12 protein-coding genes are annotated in these 15,198 nt (G+C 59.4%); 9 read left to right on the forward strand and 3 right to left on the reverse strand.

The features are described from left to right. Positions 1–135: 135 nt before the first annotated feature. Genes dapC through map form a run of 3 tightly spaced genes read right to left on the reverse strand, consistent with a single transcriptional unit; the run spans position 136 to position 4,904 of the window. Positions 136–1,335 carry a succinyldiaminopimelate transaminase gene (gene dapC, locus CAF73_RS09850; protein ID WP_085688736.1) on the reverse strand — a complete coding sequence of 400 codons (1,200 nt, stop codon included), beginning with the start codon at positions 1,333–1,335 and terminating at the stop codon, positions 136–138. 43 nt (positions 1,336–1,378) lie between these two features. Next, positions 1,379–4,081, reverse strand: a complete 2,703-nt coding sequence (locus CAF73_RS09855; protein ID WP_085702583.1) for a [protein-PII] uridylyltransferase — start codon at positions 4,079–4,081, stop codon at positions 1,379–1,381. 40 nt (positions 4,082–4,121) lie between these two features. After that, positions 4,122–4,904 (reverse strand): type I methionyl aminopeptidase, encoded by a 783-nt coding sequence (gene map, locus CAF73_RS09860; RefSeq protein WP_039769663.1) that lies wholly within the window; start codon positions 4,902–4,904, stop codon positions 4,122–4,124. A 374-nt stretch (positions 4,905–5,278) separates the two neighbouring features. On the opposite strand from map, the gene rpsB reads away from it, so the two are divergent. The 9 genes from rpsB to bamA all read left to right on the forward strand — a co-directional run bounded on the left by rpsB (position 5,279) and on the right by bamA (position 15,197). After that, positions 5,279–6,016 (forward strand): 30S ribosomal protein S2, encoded by a 738-nt coding sequence (gene rpsB, locus CAF73_RS09865; protein ID WP_008052780.1) that lies wholly within the window; start codon positions 5,279–5,281, stop codon positions 6,014–6,016. 190 nt (positions 6,017–6,206) lie between these two features. Further along, a complete protein-coding gene (gene tsf / locus CAF73_RS09870) occupies positions 6,207–7,070 on the forward strand; it encodes a translation elongation factor Ts (RefSeq protein WP_085688730.1) in 864 nt (287 codons plus the stop codon). Positions 7,071–7,280: 210 nt separating this feature from the next. Continuing rightward, the gene (pyrH, locus tag CAF73_RS09875; RefSeq protein ID WP_011332683.1) at positions 7,281–8,024 is read left to right on the forward strand and encodes a UMP kinase; all 744 of its coding nucleotides are present in this window, start codon (positions 7,281–7,283) and stop codon (positions 8,022–8,024) included. After that, positions 8,021–8,578: a ribosome recycling factor gene (frr, locus tag CAF73_RS09880; RefSeq protein ID WP_065259188.1), complete on the forward strand. Its 558-nt coding sequence runs from the start codon at positions 8,021–8,023 to the stop codon at positions 8,576–8,578. Before pyrH ends, frr begins: the two co-directional genes overlap by 4 nt. A 14-nt stretch (positions 8,579–8,592) precedes the next feature. Continuing rightward, positions 8,593–9,348: a polyprenyl diphosphate synthase gene (uppS, locus tag CAF73_RS09885; RefSeq protein ID WP_085697328.1), complete on the forward strand. Its 756-nt coding sequence runs from the start codon at positions 8,593–8,595 to the stop codon at positions 9,346–9,348. Further along, positions 9,348–10,154 (forward strand): phosphatidate cytidylyltransferase, encoded by an 807-nt coding sequence (locus CAF73_RS09890; RefSeq protein WP_007954781.1) that lies wholly within the window; start codon positions 9,348–9,350, stop codon positions 10,152–10,154. The genes uppS and CAF73_RS09890 overlap by 1 nt, the downstream gene beginning before the upstream one ends. Then, the gene (gene ispC, locus CAF73_RS09895) at positions 10,151–11,341 is read left to right on the forward strand and encodes a 1-deoxy-D-xylulose-5-phosphate reductoisomerase (protein ID WP_085702584.1); all 1,191 of its coding nucleotides are present in this window, start codon (positions 10,151–10,153) and stop codon (positions 11,339–11,341) included. Before CAF73_RS09890 ends, ispC begins: the two co-directional genes overlap by 4 nt. Positions 11,342–11,394: 53 nt before the next feature. Further along, positions 11,395–12,747 (forward strand): sigma E protease regulator RseP, encoded by a 1,353-nt coding sequence (gene rseP, locus CAF73_RS09900; protein WP_085697330.1) that lies wholly within the window; start codon positions 11,395–11,397, stop codon positions 12,745–12,747. Between the two features lie 74 nt (positions 12,748–12,821). Further along, a complete protein-coding gene (gene bamA, locus CAF73_RS09905; protein ID WP_085702585.1) occupies positions 12,822–15,197 on the forward strand; it encodes an outer membrane protein assembly factor BamA in 2,376 nt (791 codons plus the stop codon). Position 15,198: the final 1 nt, after the last annotated feature.

A 15,198-nucleotide genomic window follows, 5' to 3' on the forward strand; every position in this document is an offset into this window, starting at 1 on the left:
GATTTCAGGTGATGCGCAAAAGGGCGCGGCTCAAGACTAACGTCTGGCTGCGCAAAAGCGAGGTATGAAAAACGGAGGAAGTGTTGCGTGATATTTGACCGCCCGTGCCGGATTGCCCAGCACGGGCGAAACACATTACTTGTGGCGCAGGACGAAGTCGCGGATGCGCTCGGCAGCCTCGACGCATTCCGCCAGCGGCGCAACCAGCGCCATGCGTACGCGCCCGGCACCCGGATTGACGCCATCGACGTCACGGGACAGGTACGAACCCGGCACCACAGTCACGTGCTCTTCGGCAAACAGATCGCGGCAGAATGCGGCATCGTCGCCCTGCACATTCGGCCACAGGTAAAAGCTGCCATCGGGGCGTTGCACGTCCATCACCGGGCTGAGGATCGCCAGCACCGCATCGAACTTCTCGCGATACAACGCACGGTTGGCGCGGACATGCACTTCATCGTTCCACGCGGCGACGCTGGCCAGCTGGGTCTGAACCGGCATCGCGCAACCGTGGTAGGTGCGATACAGCAGGAAACCCTTGAGGATGTCGGCATCACCGGCAACAAAGCCCGAGCGCAGGCCCGGCAGGTTCGAGCGCTTGGACAGGCTGTGGAACACCACGCAACGCTTGAAGTCCTTGCGACCCAGTTCGGCGCAGGCACTGAGCAGGCCCGGCGGTGGCGTCTGCTCGTCGAAGTACAGTTCGCTGTAGCACTCGTCGGCGGCGATCACGAAGTCGTATTCGTCGGCCAGGGCGATCAGTTTTTTCAGCACGTCGACCGGGATCAGCGCACCGGTCGGGTTGCCCGGCGAGCACAGGAACAGGATCTGGCAGCGCTTCCAGATGTCCGGCGAAACCGCGTCGAAGTCCGGGTTGAAGCCGTTCTCGTCCAGGCACGGCAGGTAGTGCGGCTTGGCGCCGGCGAGGAACGCCGCGCCTTCGTAGATCTGATAGAACGGATTCGGGCTGACCACCAGCGCGTCGTCGCCACGGTTGACCACGGTCTGGGTAAAGGCGAACAGTGCTTCACGGGTGCCGTTGACCGGCAGCACGTTGCGCGCCGGGTCGATCCAGCCGCCCGGCACGTTGAAACGACGCTCGCACCAGGCGGCGATGGCTTCGCGCAGGGCCGGGATACCGAGAGTGGTCGGGTACACCGCCATCTGATCCAGATTGTTCGCCAGCGCCTCGGCGACAAAGCTTGGCGAGCGGTGCTTCGGTTCGCCGATGGACAGTGCGATCGGGCGCTTGTCCGGGTTTGGCGTGACGCTGCCGAGCAGGGCGCGGAGCTTTTCGAACGGGTAGGGCTGAAGCTGGGACAGAGCGTTGTTCATCGGTGCGGGATCTCGTGCAAAGCGATTGAAGCCGGGCGCGCAATCAAATGCTGATGCGCGACAGTTTGATATCGGGTTCCTGATTGACGCTCAGCTGTTCGACGATGGCATCCTGCAGGCGGCTGCACAGCAGCGGGTCGGACAGCGGTTGATTGTGGGCGTCGGTGATGAAGAACACGTCTTCCACCCGCTCGCCCAGGGTGGCGATCTTGGCGTTCTGCAGCGACAGGTCGAACTCGAGGAAAATCCCGCCGACCCGTGCCAGCAGGCCCGGGCGATCCGGTGCAGTGAGTTCCAGCACCGTTACCGGGCGCTGGGCGTCGTTGTGGATCGTCACCTGCGGGGCGAACGCGAAATGCTTGAGCTGGCGCGGCACCCGACGCTGGATGATGGTCGGGTAATCGTCAGGATTGCGCAGGGCTTCGGTCAGACCGTCGCGGATCTGCTTGATCCGCAGCGGATTGTCGCCGATCGAATCGCCATCGGTGTCGAGCACGATATAGGTGTCGAGGGTGAACTGACTGCTGGACGTGATGACCCGGGCGTCGTGAATGTTCAGGTTGAGCTGGTCCATCGCGGCTACGGTCACGGCGAAGAAGTCGTGCTGATCCGGCGCATAGATGAAGATCTGCGTGCCGCCCTCGAATTCGCGCTGGGTCGTTTCCTTGATCAGCACCAGCGGACCGCCGTCGGCCGGTTGCTGGAGGATGGCGTCGGTGTGCCAGGCCACATCGCCGGCGGTGTGACGCAGGAAGTAGTCGTCGCCCAGTTGCGCCCATAACTGCTCGACGTCGTCGGGGTCGGTGCCGCCGCGTACCAGGATGTCCAGCGCTGCGCTCTGGGTCTGGCGGATCTGCTCTTCGCGATCCACCGGATTCTCCAGCCCGCGGCGCAGGGCACGCTTGGTTTCGGTGTAGAGCTGGCGCAACAGGCTGGCACGCCAGGAATTCCACAGGGTCGGGTTGGTCGCGTTGATGTCGGCCACGGTCAGCACGTACAGGTAGTCCAGGCGAGTTTCGTCACCGACCGCCAGCGCGAAGTCATGGATCACCTGCGGGTCGGACAAGTCTTTGCGCTGGGCGGTGGTCGACATCACCAGGTGGTTCTGCACCAGCCAGACGATCAGGCGGCTGTCCCACACCGGCAGCTGGTGGCGCTGGCAGAACGCCTCGGCATCCACTGCGCCGATATCCGAGTGGTCGCCGTGCCGGCCCTTGCCGATGTCGTGATACAGACCCGCCATGTAGATCAGTTCGGGTTTCGGCAATTTGGCCATGAGCTTGGCGGCCAACGGGAATTTTTCCGACACCTGTGAGTACTGCAATTTGCGCAGGTGTTTGATCAGGTTCAGCGTGTGCGCATCGACCGTATAGATGTGGAACAGGTCATGCTGCATCTGCCCGACGATGAAACCGAACTCCGGCAGATAACGCCCGAGAATGCCGTAACGGTTCATCCGCCGCAGGTTGCGATGGATGCCGATCTTGCACTTGAACAGCTCGATGAACAGGCTGGTGTTGCGGATGTCGTTGCGGAAGTTGTCGTCGATCAGGTGACGGTTTTCCCGCAACAGGCGAATGGTGTCGGCGCGTACGCCTTTGATCTCCGGCTGCTGGGCCATCAGCACGAAGATCTCGAGCATGGCGAACGGCGTGCGGCGGAATACGTTGTCGTTGCGTGCCTCGATGTAGCCGTCGTGCAGCTGGAAGCGCGAGTTGATCGGCTGCGGCGGCGCTTCGTCTTCCGGCGCGAGGATGACTTCCTCGAAGTGCTGGATGATCAGGTCGCTGAGCTGGGCGATGCTCATCACGACGCGGAAGTACTGCTGCATGAAGTTTTCGACGGCCTGTTTGGCGTCGTCGCCTTCAAAACCCAGCAGCCCGGCAATGGTGCGCTGGTGATCGAACAGCAGGCGGTCTTCGGCGCGACCGGCGAGCATGTGCAGGGCGTAACGCACCTTCCAGAGGAATTCCTGAGAGGACGCGAGCAGGGCGTTTTCACTTTCGACCAGAAACCCTTCACCGGCCAGGGCGCGCAGGTTCAGGGTGCCGTACTGACGGCGGGCCACCCACAGAATCGTCTGAATATCCCGTAGTCCACCGGGCGAGCCTTTGACGTTGGGTTCCAGGTTGTATTCGGTGTCGTTGTACTTGTGGTGGCGAGCCTTCTGCTCGGCGCGCTTGGCCAGGAAGAAATCCTTGCTCGGCCACATGTGCGCAGTGCTGGTGACATCGAGCATGCGCTGGCGCAGGCGCTCGGGGCCACAGATGGTGCGGCTTTCCATCAGGTTGGTGACCACCGTCAGGTCGGCGCGGGCCTCTTCGGCGCACTCGTCGACCGAGCGAACGCTCTGACCGACTTCCAGGCCGATGTCCCACAGCAGCGTCAGAAAGCGCTCGATGGAATCGCGGAAGATTTCGTGGTCGGCGCTGTCCAGCAGGATCAGCAGATCGATGTCGGAGTACGGGTGCAACTCACCGCGACCATAGCCGCCGACCGCGACCAGCGCGATGTCGGCGTCTTCGCTCCAGTCGAACTGGTCCCAGGCCTTTTGCAGAATGTTGTCGACGAACCACGCCCGATCTTCGATCAGTCGCCGGATATCGCGGCCGGCGCGAAAACGTGCATCGAGCACTTCGCGGGCCTGGCGGATCGCCTTCTTGAATGCCGCGATGGGACTCGCTTTCAGGGCCAGTTCAGCCTGGAACTGACCGCGGTCGAAGAGTTCGGGATCCACCTGCGGCATCGATTGGCTTTCCTTCTATAGGCTGGGAACGGTGTCTGGATCAGGCCGAGATGCGCGGGATGGTGTCGTCGCTGCGCAGGGTGAAGATCTCGTAGCCGGTGTCGGTGACAAGCAAAGTGTGTTCCCACTGTGCCGACAGCTTGCGATCCTTGGTGATCGCGGTCCAGCCGTCGCCCAGTACTTTGGTGTCGGCCTTGCCCTGGTTGATCATCGGCTCGATGGTGAAAGTCATGCCGGCCTTCAGTTCCATGCCGGTGCCGGCACGGCCGTAGTGCAGGATCTGCGGTTCTTCATGGAACACCTTGCCGATGCCGTGACCACAGAATTCACGCACCACCGAGAAGCCGTTCTTTTCCGCGTGCTTCTGGATGATTTCGCCGATGTCGCCGAGGCGGCAGCCGGGTTTGACGATTTCGATCGCCTTGTACATGCATTCCTGGGTGACCTGGGACAGACGCTCGGCCCAGACCGGCACGGTGCCGACGTGGAACATGCGGCTGGTGTCGCCGTGGTAACCGTCTTTAATCACGGTGACGTCGATGTTCAGGGTGTCGCCGTTTTTCAGCGGTTTGTCGTTCGGGATGCCGTGGCAGACCACGTGGTTGATCGAGGTGCAGATCGACTTCGGGTAGCCCTTGTAGTTGAGCGGGGCAGGGATGGCCTGCTGCACGTTGACGATATAGTCGTGGCAGATCTGGTTCAGCTCATCGGTGGTCACGCCCGGCTTGACGTGCTCGGCAATCATTTCCAGCACATCGGCGGCCAGTTTGCCGGCGACACGCATGCCAGCGATGTCCTCGGGGGTTTTGAGGGTGACGGTCATACAGGCTCTCTCTGCGCTCGGCGGCGCTTGCTGATACGAACAGGGGCGCGGCTGCTGATATTGCGGCCCCGAAAAACGCGATTCTAACAGACCGAAGGCGCAAATCTGCGCCTGCGTGCATCGCTTCTCTCTATACAATGTGGCGCATTGTCCCGATTCCAAGGGGCTGGCGTGCATGTCGCTGACGGGATTGCAGATTCCGGGTTCCGTTTGCGCCGTCCCTGTGGTATAAAATGCGCCGCTTTCCGGGGATAGCCCCGAGAGCATTAACCCACACACGTGTCGACACGATGGCCTGGGTGCCTTTGATCCTCGGATCAATGGTTGGTCATTGGGATACGTGGAGGCCCAACCCGACTTATCAAGGAACTATCATGTCCCAAGTCAACATGCGCGATATGCTGAAGGCCGGTGTGCACTTCGGTCACCAAACCCGTTACTGGAATCCGAAAATGGGCAAGTACATTTTCGGCGCGCGTAACAAGATTCACATCATCAACCTTGAAAAAACCCTGCCAATGTTCAACGAAGCTCTGACTTTCGTAGAGCGTCTGGCCCAGGGCAAAAACAAGATTCTGTTCGTCGGCACCAAGCGTTCCGCTGGCAAGATCGTTGCTGAAGAAGCAGCACGTTGCGGCTCGCCGTACGTCGATCACCGCTGGTTGGGCGGCATGCTGACCAACTTCAAGACCATCCGTGCTTCCATCAAGCGTCTGCGTGACCTTGAAGTACAAGCCGAAGACGGTACTTTCGCCAAGCTGACCAAGAAAGAAGCGCTGATGCGCACTCGCGATCTTGAGAAGCTGGACCGCTCCCTGGGCGGCATCAAGGACATGGGCGGTCTGCCAGACGCACTGTTCGTGATCGACGTTGACCACGAGCGCATCGCGATCACCGAAGCCAACAAGCTGGGCATCCCGGTCATCGGCGTTGTCGATACCAACAGCAGCCCTGAAGGCGTTGACTACATCATCCCAGGCAACGATGACGCAATCCGCGCTATCCAGCTGTACATGGGTTCGATGGCTGACGCAGTAATCCGCGGTCGCAACAACGTTGCTGGCGGTACTGTAGAATTCGCAGCTGAAGAAACTCAGGCTGCAGCTGAGTAATTGACGCCCTGGCGTTGACTCAGTAAGCAAAAAGGGGGCTTGGCCCCCTTTTTGCCACCTCGAAAACCATTTGTCGGCAGCGCAGCTACAGCATCTGTAACGTGCAGCGGCTACAAGGTGGTTCGGGAAGAATTGAACGCCCGTTCGATCGGGTGGAATGGTTGAAAACCTATCCAAGAGGAATTTGAAAATGGCAGCAATTACTGCAGCGTTGGTCAAAGAACTGCGCGAGCGTACCGGCGAAGGCATGATGGATTGCAAGAAAGCCCTGGAAAAGGCTGGCGGCGACATCGAAAAAGCCATTGATGACATGCGTGCTTCGGGCGCGATCAAGGCTGCCAAGAAAGCCGGCAACGTTGCCGCTGAAGGCGCTATCGCCGTCAAGGCTGACGGCAAGTCCGCCGTTCTGCTGGAAGTGAACTCGCAGACCGACTTCCTGGCCCTGCAGGACGACTTCAAGAACTTCGTCAGCGAAAGCCTTGAAGAAGCGTTCGCTCAGAAGCTGACTGACGCGGCTCCGCTGATCGCTTCGCGTGAAGCTGCTCGTGAAGCCCTGGTCGCCAAGTGTGGCGAAAACGTCAACATCCGTCGTCTGGCGCGTGTTGAGGGTGACGTTGTAGGTGCTTACCTGCACGGCAACAAGATTGGTGCAGTGGTTGTTCTGAACGGCGGCGACGTCGACCTGGCCAAGAATATCGCCATGCACGTTGCAGCTTCGAACCCAGAGTTCCTGGACGCGTCGGAAATCTCCGCCGAGGCCATCGAGCGCGAGAAGAACGTATTCCTGCAACTGAATGCCGACAAGATCGCTGGCAAGCCGGAAAACATCGTTGAGAACATGATCAACGGTCGTATTACCAAGTTCAAAGCCGAAGCCTCGCTGAAAGAGCAAGCTTTCGTCATGAACCCGGAAGTCAAGGTTGGTGAGCTGGCCAAGAAAGCCGGTGCTGAAATCGTTTCCTTCACTTACTTCAAAGTAGGCGAAGGCATCGAGAAGCCGGTTGATGACTTCGCTGCCGAAGTTGCCGCTCAAGTGGCTGCCGCCAAGCAGTAAGACGGTTTTTCAACTGTCGCCCGAAAGAGGCTGCCCGCTCACGCGCGCAGCCTCTTTTCAGATAGGGTTACCAATTTTTATTGGTTTCCCCTTGGAACTGACTTACAAAGCCATGTTCCGATGGCGCTGAAGCAGCGCCAAGCTAGAGTGAACGCCAGCTGTAAACAGCTCGCAAAGAATTTTTAAAATACGCCGCAGGAGAGATTCGCAATGGCTCAGCAGGGCAGTGGTTATCAGGCTCGCTATAAACGCATTCTACTCAAGCTTAGCGGCGAGGCCCTGATGGGCTCGGAAGAGTTCGGGATCGATCCGAAAGTGCTGGATCGCATGGCACTGGAGGTCGGCCAGCTGGTCGGCATCGGCGTTCAGGTCGGTCTGGTGATCGGCGGTGGCAACCTGTTCCGCGGTGAAGCGCTGAGCAAGGCCGGCATGGACCGGGTCACGGGCGACCACATGGGCATGCTGGCCACTGTGATGAACGCTCTGGCCATGCGCGACGCGCTGGAACGTGCCAATATCTCGGCCATCGTGATGTCGGCCATCTCCATGGTCGGTGTGACCGATCACTATGACCGTCGCAAGGCCATGCGCCACCTGAACTCAAAAGACGTGGTGATTTTCGCGGCCGGTACCGGCAATCCGTTCTTTACCACGGATTCGGCAGCCTGCCTGCGCGCCATTGAAATCGACGCAGACGTCGTGCTCAAGGCGACCAAGGTCGATGGCGTGTACACCGCTGATCCGTTCAAAGACCCGCATGCCGAGAAGTTCGATCATCTGACATACGATGAAGTACTGGATCGCAAGCTGGGTGTAATGGATCTGACGGCTATCTGCCTGTGCCGCGATCACAAGATGCCGCTGCGGGTATTCAACATGAACAAGCCGGGCGCCCTGCTGAACATCGTGCATGGTGGCGCTGAAGGCACTCTGATCGAGGAAGTCCAACAATGATCAACGAAATCAAGAAAGACGCCCAGGCGCGCATGCACAAGTCGCTGGAGTCGCTGAACCACGCATTCGGTCAGATCCGTACCGGCAAGGCCCACCCAAGCATTCTGGGAAGCGTGATGGTGCCTTATTACGGTTCGGATACTCCGTTGAGCGGTGTTGCAAGTGTCACCGTGAAAGACAACCAGACCCTGCAGGTCGTGCCGTTCGAGCGCAACATGCTCGGCGCAATCGACAAGGCCATTGGCAGCGCCGGTCTGAACCTGAATCCGACCAATCTGGGTGAGCTGCTGCTGATCAAGATGGCGCCACTGACCGAGGAAACCCGCAAGGGCTTCACCAAGCAGGCGCGTGCCGCTGCCGAAGATGCTCGCGTTGCGGTACGCAACATTCGTCGCGACGCCATGGGGGAGCTGAAAAAACTGTCCAAGGACAAGGAGATCAGCGAGGACGAAGAGCGTCGTGCAAGTGCCGAGATCGACAAGCTGATCAAGGACTTCGAAGCTCAGATCACCAAGGCGACTGACGAAAAAGAAAAAGACCTGATGGCCGTTTAAGGGTCGAGTTTTTAATGGACAAGACCAAGCAGACTGCGCCGTCCGCGGTGCCGCGCCATGTCGCGATCATCATGGATGGCAATAATCGCTGGGCAAAAAAACGCTTTATGCCGGGTGTCGCCGGGCATAAAGCGGGCGTGGATGCTGTGCGGGCGGTGATCGAGGTGTGTGCCGAGGCCAAGGTCGAGGTGCTCACCCTGTTCGCCTTTTCCAGTGAAAACTGGCAGCGCCCGGCCGATGAGGTCAGCGCCTTGATGGATCTGTTCTTCAAGGCGCTGCGTCGTGAGGCCAAGCGCCTGAACGACAACAACATCAGCCTGCGCATTATCGGTGACCGAACGCGATTCCATCCGGAGCTTCAGGCCGCCATGCGTGAAGCGGAAGCGATGACTGCCGGTGCCAACCGATTCATTCTGCAGATAGCCGCCAACTACGGCGGTCAGTGGGATATCGCGCAAGCGGCGCAGCGTCTGGCACGTGAGGTTCAGGCCGGTCATCTGCGGCCGGAAGACATCACGCCGGATCTGCTGCAGACCTGTCTGGTCACCGGTGATCTGCCGTTGCCAGACTTGTGCATTCGTACTGGCGGCGAGCACCGCATCAGCAACTTCCTCTTGTGGCAGTTGGCATACGCCGAGTTGTATTTCTCCGACCTGTTCTGGCCGGACTTCAAACACGAAGCCATGCGCAATGCGCTGGCCGATTTCGCTTCGCGCCAGCGTCGTTTCGGTAAAACGAGCGAGCAGGTCGAAGCTGGAGCCCGGGTTTAATGCTTAAACAACGCATCATCACTGCACTGATTCTGCTGCCGATCGCTCTGGGCGGATTTTTTCTGCTCGAAGGCTCCGGTTTTGCCCTGTTCATCGGTCTGGTCGTGAGCCTGGGCGCCTGGGAATGGGCGCGTCTGGCCGGCTTCACTGCGCAGGCATTTCGTGTCGGCTACGCCGCGGTGGTCGCGCTGATGCTGTTCGTCATGTACATCCTGCCGGGGCTGGCGCCCTGGGTGCTGGGCGCTTCGGTGATCTGGTGGGCACTGGCAACATGGCTGGTGCTGACGTACCCGCGTTCCAGCGAGCGCTGGTCCAGTGCCGCCAGCAAACTGGTGATCGGATTGCTGATTCTGTTGCCCGCCTGGCAAGGGCTGGTGCAGATCAAGCAATACCCGCTCGGCAACTGGCTGATCATGGCCGTGATGGTACTGGTCTGGGGCGCTGACATCGGGGCGTATTTCTCCGGTCGCGCGTTCGGCAAGCGCAAGCTGGCGCCACAAGTCAGTCCCGGCAAAAGCTGGGAGGGCGTGTATGGCGGTCTGGCGCTGAGTCTGGTCATCACCACCCTGGTCGCGCTGTTCCGTGACTGGACGGTAGCGCAACTGTTCAAGGGCTTGATCGGTGCTGCGGTGATTGTCTTCATCTCGGTGGTGGGCGACCTCACCGAAAGCATGTTCAAGCGTCAGTCCGGCATCAAGGACAGCAGCAATCTGCTGCCTGGCCATGGTGGCGTGCTGGACCGCATCGACAGTCTGACGGCGGCGATACCGGTGTTCGCGGTGCTGTTGTGGATGGCGGCGTCGTGAGTCGCCCGCAGCAGATTACAGTCCTGGGTGCGACCGGTTCGATCGGTCTGAGCACCCTGGATGTCATCGCCCGGCATCCGGAGCGTTATCAGGCTTTCGCCCTGAGCGGTTTTACCCGCCTGAGCGAACTGTTTGCCCTGTGTGTTCGCCATCTCCCGAAATATGCAGTAGTGCCGGAAGCCGGCGCTGCTCGTAATCTTCAGGACGATTTGCATGCGGCGGGCCTGTCGACGCAAGTACTGGTCGGTGAGGAAGGCCTGTGTCAGGTCGCTGCCGCGCCGGAAGTGGATGCCGTCATGGCCGCCATCGTCGGTGCTGCCGGTCTGCGCCCGACTCTGGCGGCTGTCGAGGCAGGCAAGAAAATTCTTCTGGCCAACAAGGAAGCGCTGGTCATGTCCGGCGCCTTGTTCATGCAGGCGGTGCGCAAAAGCGGTTCGGTTCTGTTGCCGATCGACAGCGAGCACAACGCGATTTTTCAGTGCATGCCGCAGGACTTTGCTCGCGGGCTGAGTAACGTTGGAGTCCGTCGGATTTTGCTGACGGCCTCTGGTGGCCCTTTCCGGCAGACGCCGATGGCCGAGCTGGCGCATGTTTCACCCGATCAGGCGTGTGCGCACCCGAACTGGTCGATGGGGCGCAAGATCTCGGTGGATTCGGCCAGCATGATGAACAAAGGGCTCGAGTTGATCGAGGCCTGCTGGTTGTTCGATGCCAAGCCTTCGCAAGTCGAGGTGGTGATTCATCCGCAGAGCGTGATTCATTCGCTGGTCGATTATGTGGACGGTTCGGTGTTGGCGCAGTTGGGTAACCCCGATATGCGCACTCCGATTGCCAACGCCCTGGCCTGGCCTGAGCGCATTGATTCGGGCGTGGCGCCGCTGGATCTGTTCGCTGTTGCCCGCCTGGATTTCGAAGCTCCCGACGAAGAGCGCTTTCCGTGCCTGCGTCTGGCGCGCCAGGCTGCCGAGGCTGGAAACAGCGCCCCGGCCATGCTCAATGCGGCGAATGAAGTGGCGGTTGCCGCGTTTCTCGACGGACGGGTTCGCTATCTGGAAATCGCGAGTATCATCGAGGAAGTCTTGAATCTCGAGCCGGTAGTGGCGTTGAACGATCTCGATGCGGTGTTTACCGCGGACGCGACTGCCAGGGCATTGGCCGGGCAGTGGTTGAAGCGTCACGACCGATAGGTCTTGCAACACATGGCTTCACGCGGCACTGGACAGGATTGCGGAGAAAGTAGATGAGCGCGCTCTATATGATTGCCGGCACCCTGATCGCTCTGGGTGTGCTGGTCACCTTTCACGAATTCGGCCATTTCTGGGTCGCGCGTCGCTGTGGCGTCAAGGTTCTGCGTTTTTCCGTGGGCTTCGGCATGCCGCTGTTGCGCTGGCATGACAAGCAGGGCACCGAATTTGTGGTTGCGGCCATTCCGCTGGGTGGCTACGTCAAGATGCTCGATGAGCGCGAAGGCGAAGTGCCGGCCGATCAGCTTCATCAGTCATTCAATCGCAAGTCTGTTCGTCAGCGCATCGCCATTGTTGCGGCCGGCCCTGTGGCCAACTTTCTACTCGCGCTGGTGTTCTTCTGGGTGCTGGCCATGCTCGGCAGCGAACAGATTCGCCCGGTCATCGGTTCGGTGGAGCCGGGCAGCATCGCCGCAACGGCCGGGCTGAGCGCGGGACAGGAAATCGTCGCGATCGACGGTGAACCAACCTCGGGCTGGGCTGCAGTCAACCTGCAATTGGTGCGCCGACTGGGGGAGAGCGGTTCTCTGCAATTGCTGGTGCGCGATCAGGGTTCCACGGCGGATTCGCCTCGGGTGCTGGCACTTGATAAATGGCTCAAGGGGGCTGATGAGCCGGATCCTATTCGCTCCCTCGGTATTCGCCCTTGGCGCCCGGCCTTGCCGCCGGTGCTGGCCGAACTCGATCCGAAAGGCCCGGCCCAGGCGGCCGGACTGAAAACCGGTGACCGTCTGCTGACGCTCGATGGCAAGGCGCTGGATGACTGGCAACAGGTGGTCGACACCGTTCGTACGCGTCCTGATACCAAAATCGTGCTGCGCGTAGAGCGTGACGGTGTTCAAATCGACGTCCCTGTGACACTGGCCGCGCGTGGAGATAAAAAGTCGCCAAGCGGTTACCTGGGGGCAGGTGTGAAGGCTGTCGACTGGCCGCCGGAGATGATCCGCGAGGTCAGTTACGGGCCTTTGGCAGCGATTGGCGAGGGTGCCCGTCGTACCTGGACCATGAGCGTCCTGACGCTGGATTCACTGAAGAAAATGCTCTTCGGCGAGCTCTCGGTAAAAAACTTGAGTGGACCGATAACCATTGCTAAAGTGGCGGGCGCTTCTGCCCAGTCGGGCGTCGCTGATTTCCTGAATTTCCTTGCTTATCTGAGTATTAGCCTGGGGGTTCTGAATTTGCTGCCCATTCCTGTACTGGATGGGGGGCATTTGTTGTTTTATCTGATCGAGTGGGCGCGTGGTCGTCCCTTGTCGGATCGGGTGCAAGGTTGGGGGATACAGATCGGTATCAGCTTGGTGGTCGGAGTGATGTTGCTTGCTCTGGTCAACGATCTGGGTCGACTGTAACGCTTCGCTGAATTGCGAATCTGCCGCATTTTGCGGCAGTTTGTTTATTGCCAGTTGGAATAAGAAAGGACTTCATGAAACGTCTGCTGCTAACTGCGGTTCTCACCGTATTGATGATCGCCGAAGTTCACGCCGAGTCCTTCACTATCTCTGATATTCGCGTCAATGGCCTCCAGCGGGTCTCCGCGGGTAGCGTCTTTGGTGCCTTGCCGTTGAACGTCGGCGAGCAGGCGGATGATCGTCGCCTGGTGGAATCCACTCGTGCGTTGTTCAAAACCGGTTTCTTTCAAGATATCCAGCTGGGCCGCGAAGGCAACGTTCTGGTGATCACTGTCGTCGAGCGTCCCTCGGTCGCCAGTATCGAGATCGAAGGCAACAAGGCGATCTCCACCGAAGACCTGATGAAGGGCCTCAAACAATCCGGTCTGGCCGAAGGCGAAATCTTCCAGCGCGCGACCCTCGAAGGTGTTCGTAACGAGCTGCAACGTCAATATGTTGCGCAAGGTCGTTACTCGGCTACCGTCGATACAGAAGTGGTCTCGCAGCCGCGCAACCGTGTCGGTCTGAAAGTGAAGATCAACGAAGGCACCGTCGCAGCCATTCAGCACATCAACGTGGTAGGCAACACGGTTTTCCCCGAGGAAGACCTGACCGACCTGTTCGAACTGAAAACCACCAACTGGCTGTCGTTCTTCAAGAACGACGACAAGTACGCCCGTGAAAAGCTGTCCGGTGACCTGGAGCGTCTGCGCTCCTACTACCTGGACCGCGGCTATATCAACATGGATATCGCTTCGACCCAGGTGTCGATCACCCCGGACAAGAAGCACGTCTACATCACCGTCAACGTTAACGAAGGCGAAAAGTACACCGTTCGTGACGTCAAACTCAGCGGTGACCTGAAAGTCCCTGAAGACCAGGTCAAGTCGCTCTTGCTGGTGCAGAAAGGTCAGGTGTTCTCGCGCAAGCTGATGACCACCACGTCCGAACTGATCACCCGTCGTCTGGGTAACGAGGGTTACACCTTCGCCAACGTCAACGGCGTGCCACAACCGCACGACGAAGATCACACCGTCGATATCCTGTTTGCTGTCGATCCGGGCAAGCGTGCCTACGTCAACCGCATCAATTTCCGTGGCAATACCAAGTCCGAGGACGAGGTGCTGCGTCGTGAAATGCGTCAGATGGAAGGTGGCTGGGCTTCGACCTACCTGATCGACCAGTCCAAGACTCGTCTGGAGCGTCTGGGCTTCTTTAAAGAAGTCAACGTTGAGACCCCGGCCGTGCCAGGTGTCGACGACCAGGTTGACGTGAACTACAGCGTTGAAGAACAGGCTTCCGGTTCGATCACCGCCAGCGTCGGTTTCGCCCAGAGCGCCGGTCTGATCCTCGGTGGTTCGATTACCCAGAACAACTTCCTCGGTACTGGTAACCGTGTGAGCGTGGGCCTGACCCGCAGCGAATACCAGAGCCGCTACAACTTCGGCTACGTTGACCCCTACTGGACCGCTGATGGCGTGAGCCTGGGTTACAACGCGTTCTACCGCACCACCGACTACAAAGACCTCGACGTCGACGTAGCGAGCTATGCGGTAGACAGCCTGGGTGCCGGCGTGAACGTGGGCTACCCGATCAGCGAGACTTCGCGTCTGACCTTCGGTCTGTCCGCTCAGCAGGACGAGATCAAGACGGGTACCTACACCGTTGACGAGATTTTCGACTTCGTTAACAAGGAAGGCGACAAGTACCTGAACTTCAAGGCTTCGGCCGGCTGGTCCGAATCCACCTTGAACAAGGGTGTACTGCCGACTCGCGGTCGTTCCCAGAGCCTGACGCTGGAAACCACCATTCCAGGCAGCGATCTGTCGTTCTACAAACTTGATTACCGTGGCCAGCTGTTCCAGCCGATCAGCGAAAACTACACCCTGCGTCTACACACCGAACTGGGTTATGGCGACGGTTACGGTTCGACCGACGGCTTGCCGTTCTATGAAAACTACTATGCTGGTGGTTTCAACTCGGTCCGTGGTTTCAAAGACAGCACCCTTGGCCCGCGAAGCACGCCAAGTACGGGTAGTAACCCAGGCACCCTGAGAGACCCGGACCAGGATCCGCTGCCGTTCGGTGGTAACGTCCTGATCCAGGGCGGTGTTGAGGTTCTGTTCCCGCTGCCGTTCGTCAAGGATCAGCGTTCCCTGCGTACTTCGGTATTCTGGGATGTCGGTAACGTATTCGACTCCAAGTGTTCCGATACTACGAACGCCAACGGTACGAAATCGAACACCCAATGCAACGACATCAGTCTGAGCAACATGGCCAGTTCCGTCGGTGTCGGCGTAACCTGGGTCACCGCACTGGGCCCGCTGAGTTTTGCGCTGGCGATGCCGATCAAGAAACCGGATGACGCTGAAACTCAAGTGTTCCAATTCTCCCTCGGCCAGACGTTCTAAG

Source organism: Pseudomonas sp. B15(2017) (assembly GCF_002113215.1).
Classification (GTDB): Bacteria; Pseudomonadota; Gammaproteobacteria; order Pseudomonadales; family Pseudomonadaceae; genus Aquipseudomonas.

Excerpts from the sequence above, each read along its gene's own strand:
- map (WP_039769663.1), bottom strand. The coding sequence starts at position 4,904 with ATGACCGTCACCCTCAAAACCCCCGAGGACATCGCTGGCATGCGTGTC.
- frr (WP_065259188.1), top strand. The coding sequence starts at position 8,021 with ATGATCAACGAAATCAAGAAAGACGCCCAGGCGCGCATGCACAAGTCG.
- pyrH (WP_011332683.1), top strand. The coding sequence starts at position 7,281 with ATGGCTCAGCAGGGCAGTGGTTATCAGGCTCGCTATAAACGCATTCTA.
- rpsB (WP_008052780.1), top strand. The coding sequence starts at position 5,279 with ATGTCCCAAGTCAACATGCGCGATATGCTGAAGGCCGGTGTGCACTTC.
- tsf (WP_085688730.1), top strand. The coding sequence starts at position 6,207 with ATGGCAGCAATTACTGCAGCGTTGGTCAAAGAACTGCGCGAGCGTACC.
- CAF73_RS09890 (WP_007954781.1), top strand. The coding sequence starts at position 9,348 with ATGCTTAAACAACGCATCATCACTGCACTGATTCTGCTGCCGATCGCT.
- CAF73_RS09855 (WP_085702583.1), bottom strand. The coding sequence starts at position 4,081 with ATGCCGCAGGTGGATCCCGAACTCTTCGACCGCGGTCAGTTCCAGGCT.
- dapC (WP_085688736.1), bottom strand. The coding sequence starts at position 1,335 with ATGAACAACGCTCTGTCCCAGCTTCAGCCCTACCCGTTCGAAAAGCTC.
- uppS (WP_085697328.1), top strand. The coding sequence starts at position 8,593 with ATGGACAAGACCAAGCAGACTGCGCCGTCCGCGGTGCCGCGCCATGTC.
- rseP (WP_085697330.1), top strand. The coding sequence starts at position 11,395 with ATGAGCGCGCTCTATATGATTGCCGGCACCCTGATCGCTCTGGGTGTG.
- bamA (WP_085702585.1), top strand. The coding sequence starts at position 12,822 with ATGAAACGTCTGCTGCTAACTGCGGTTCTCACCGTATTGATGATCGCC.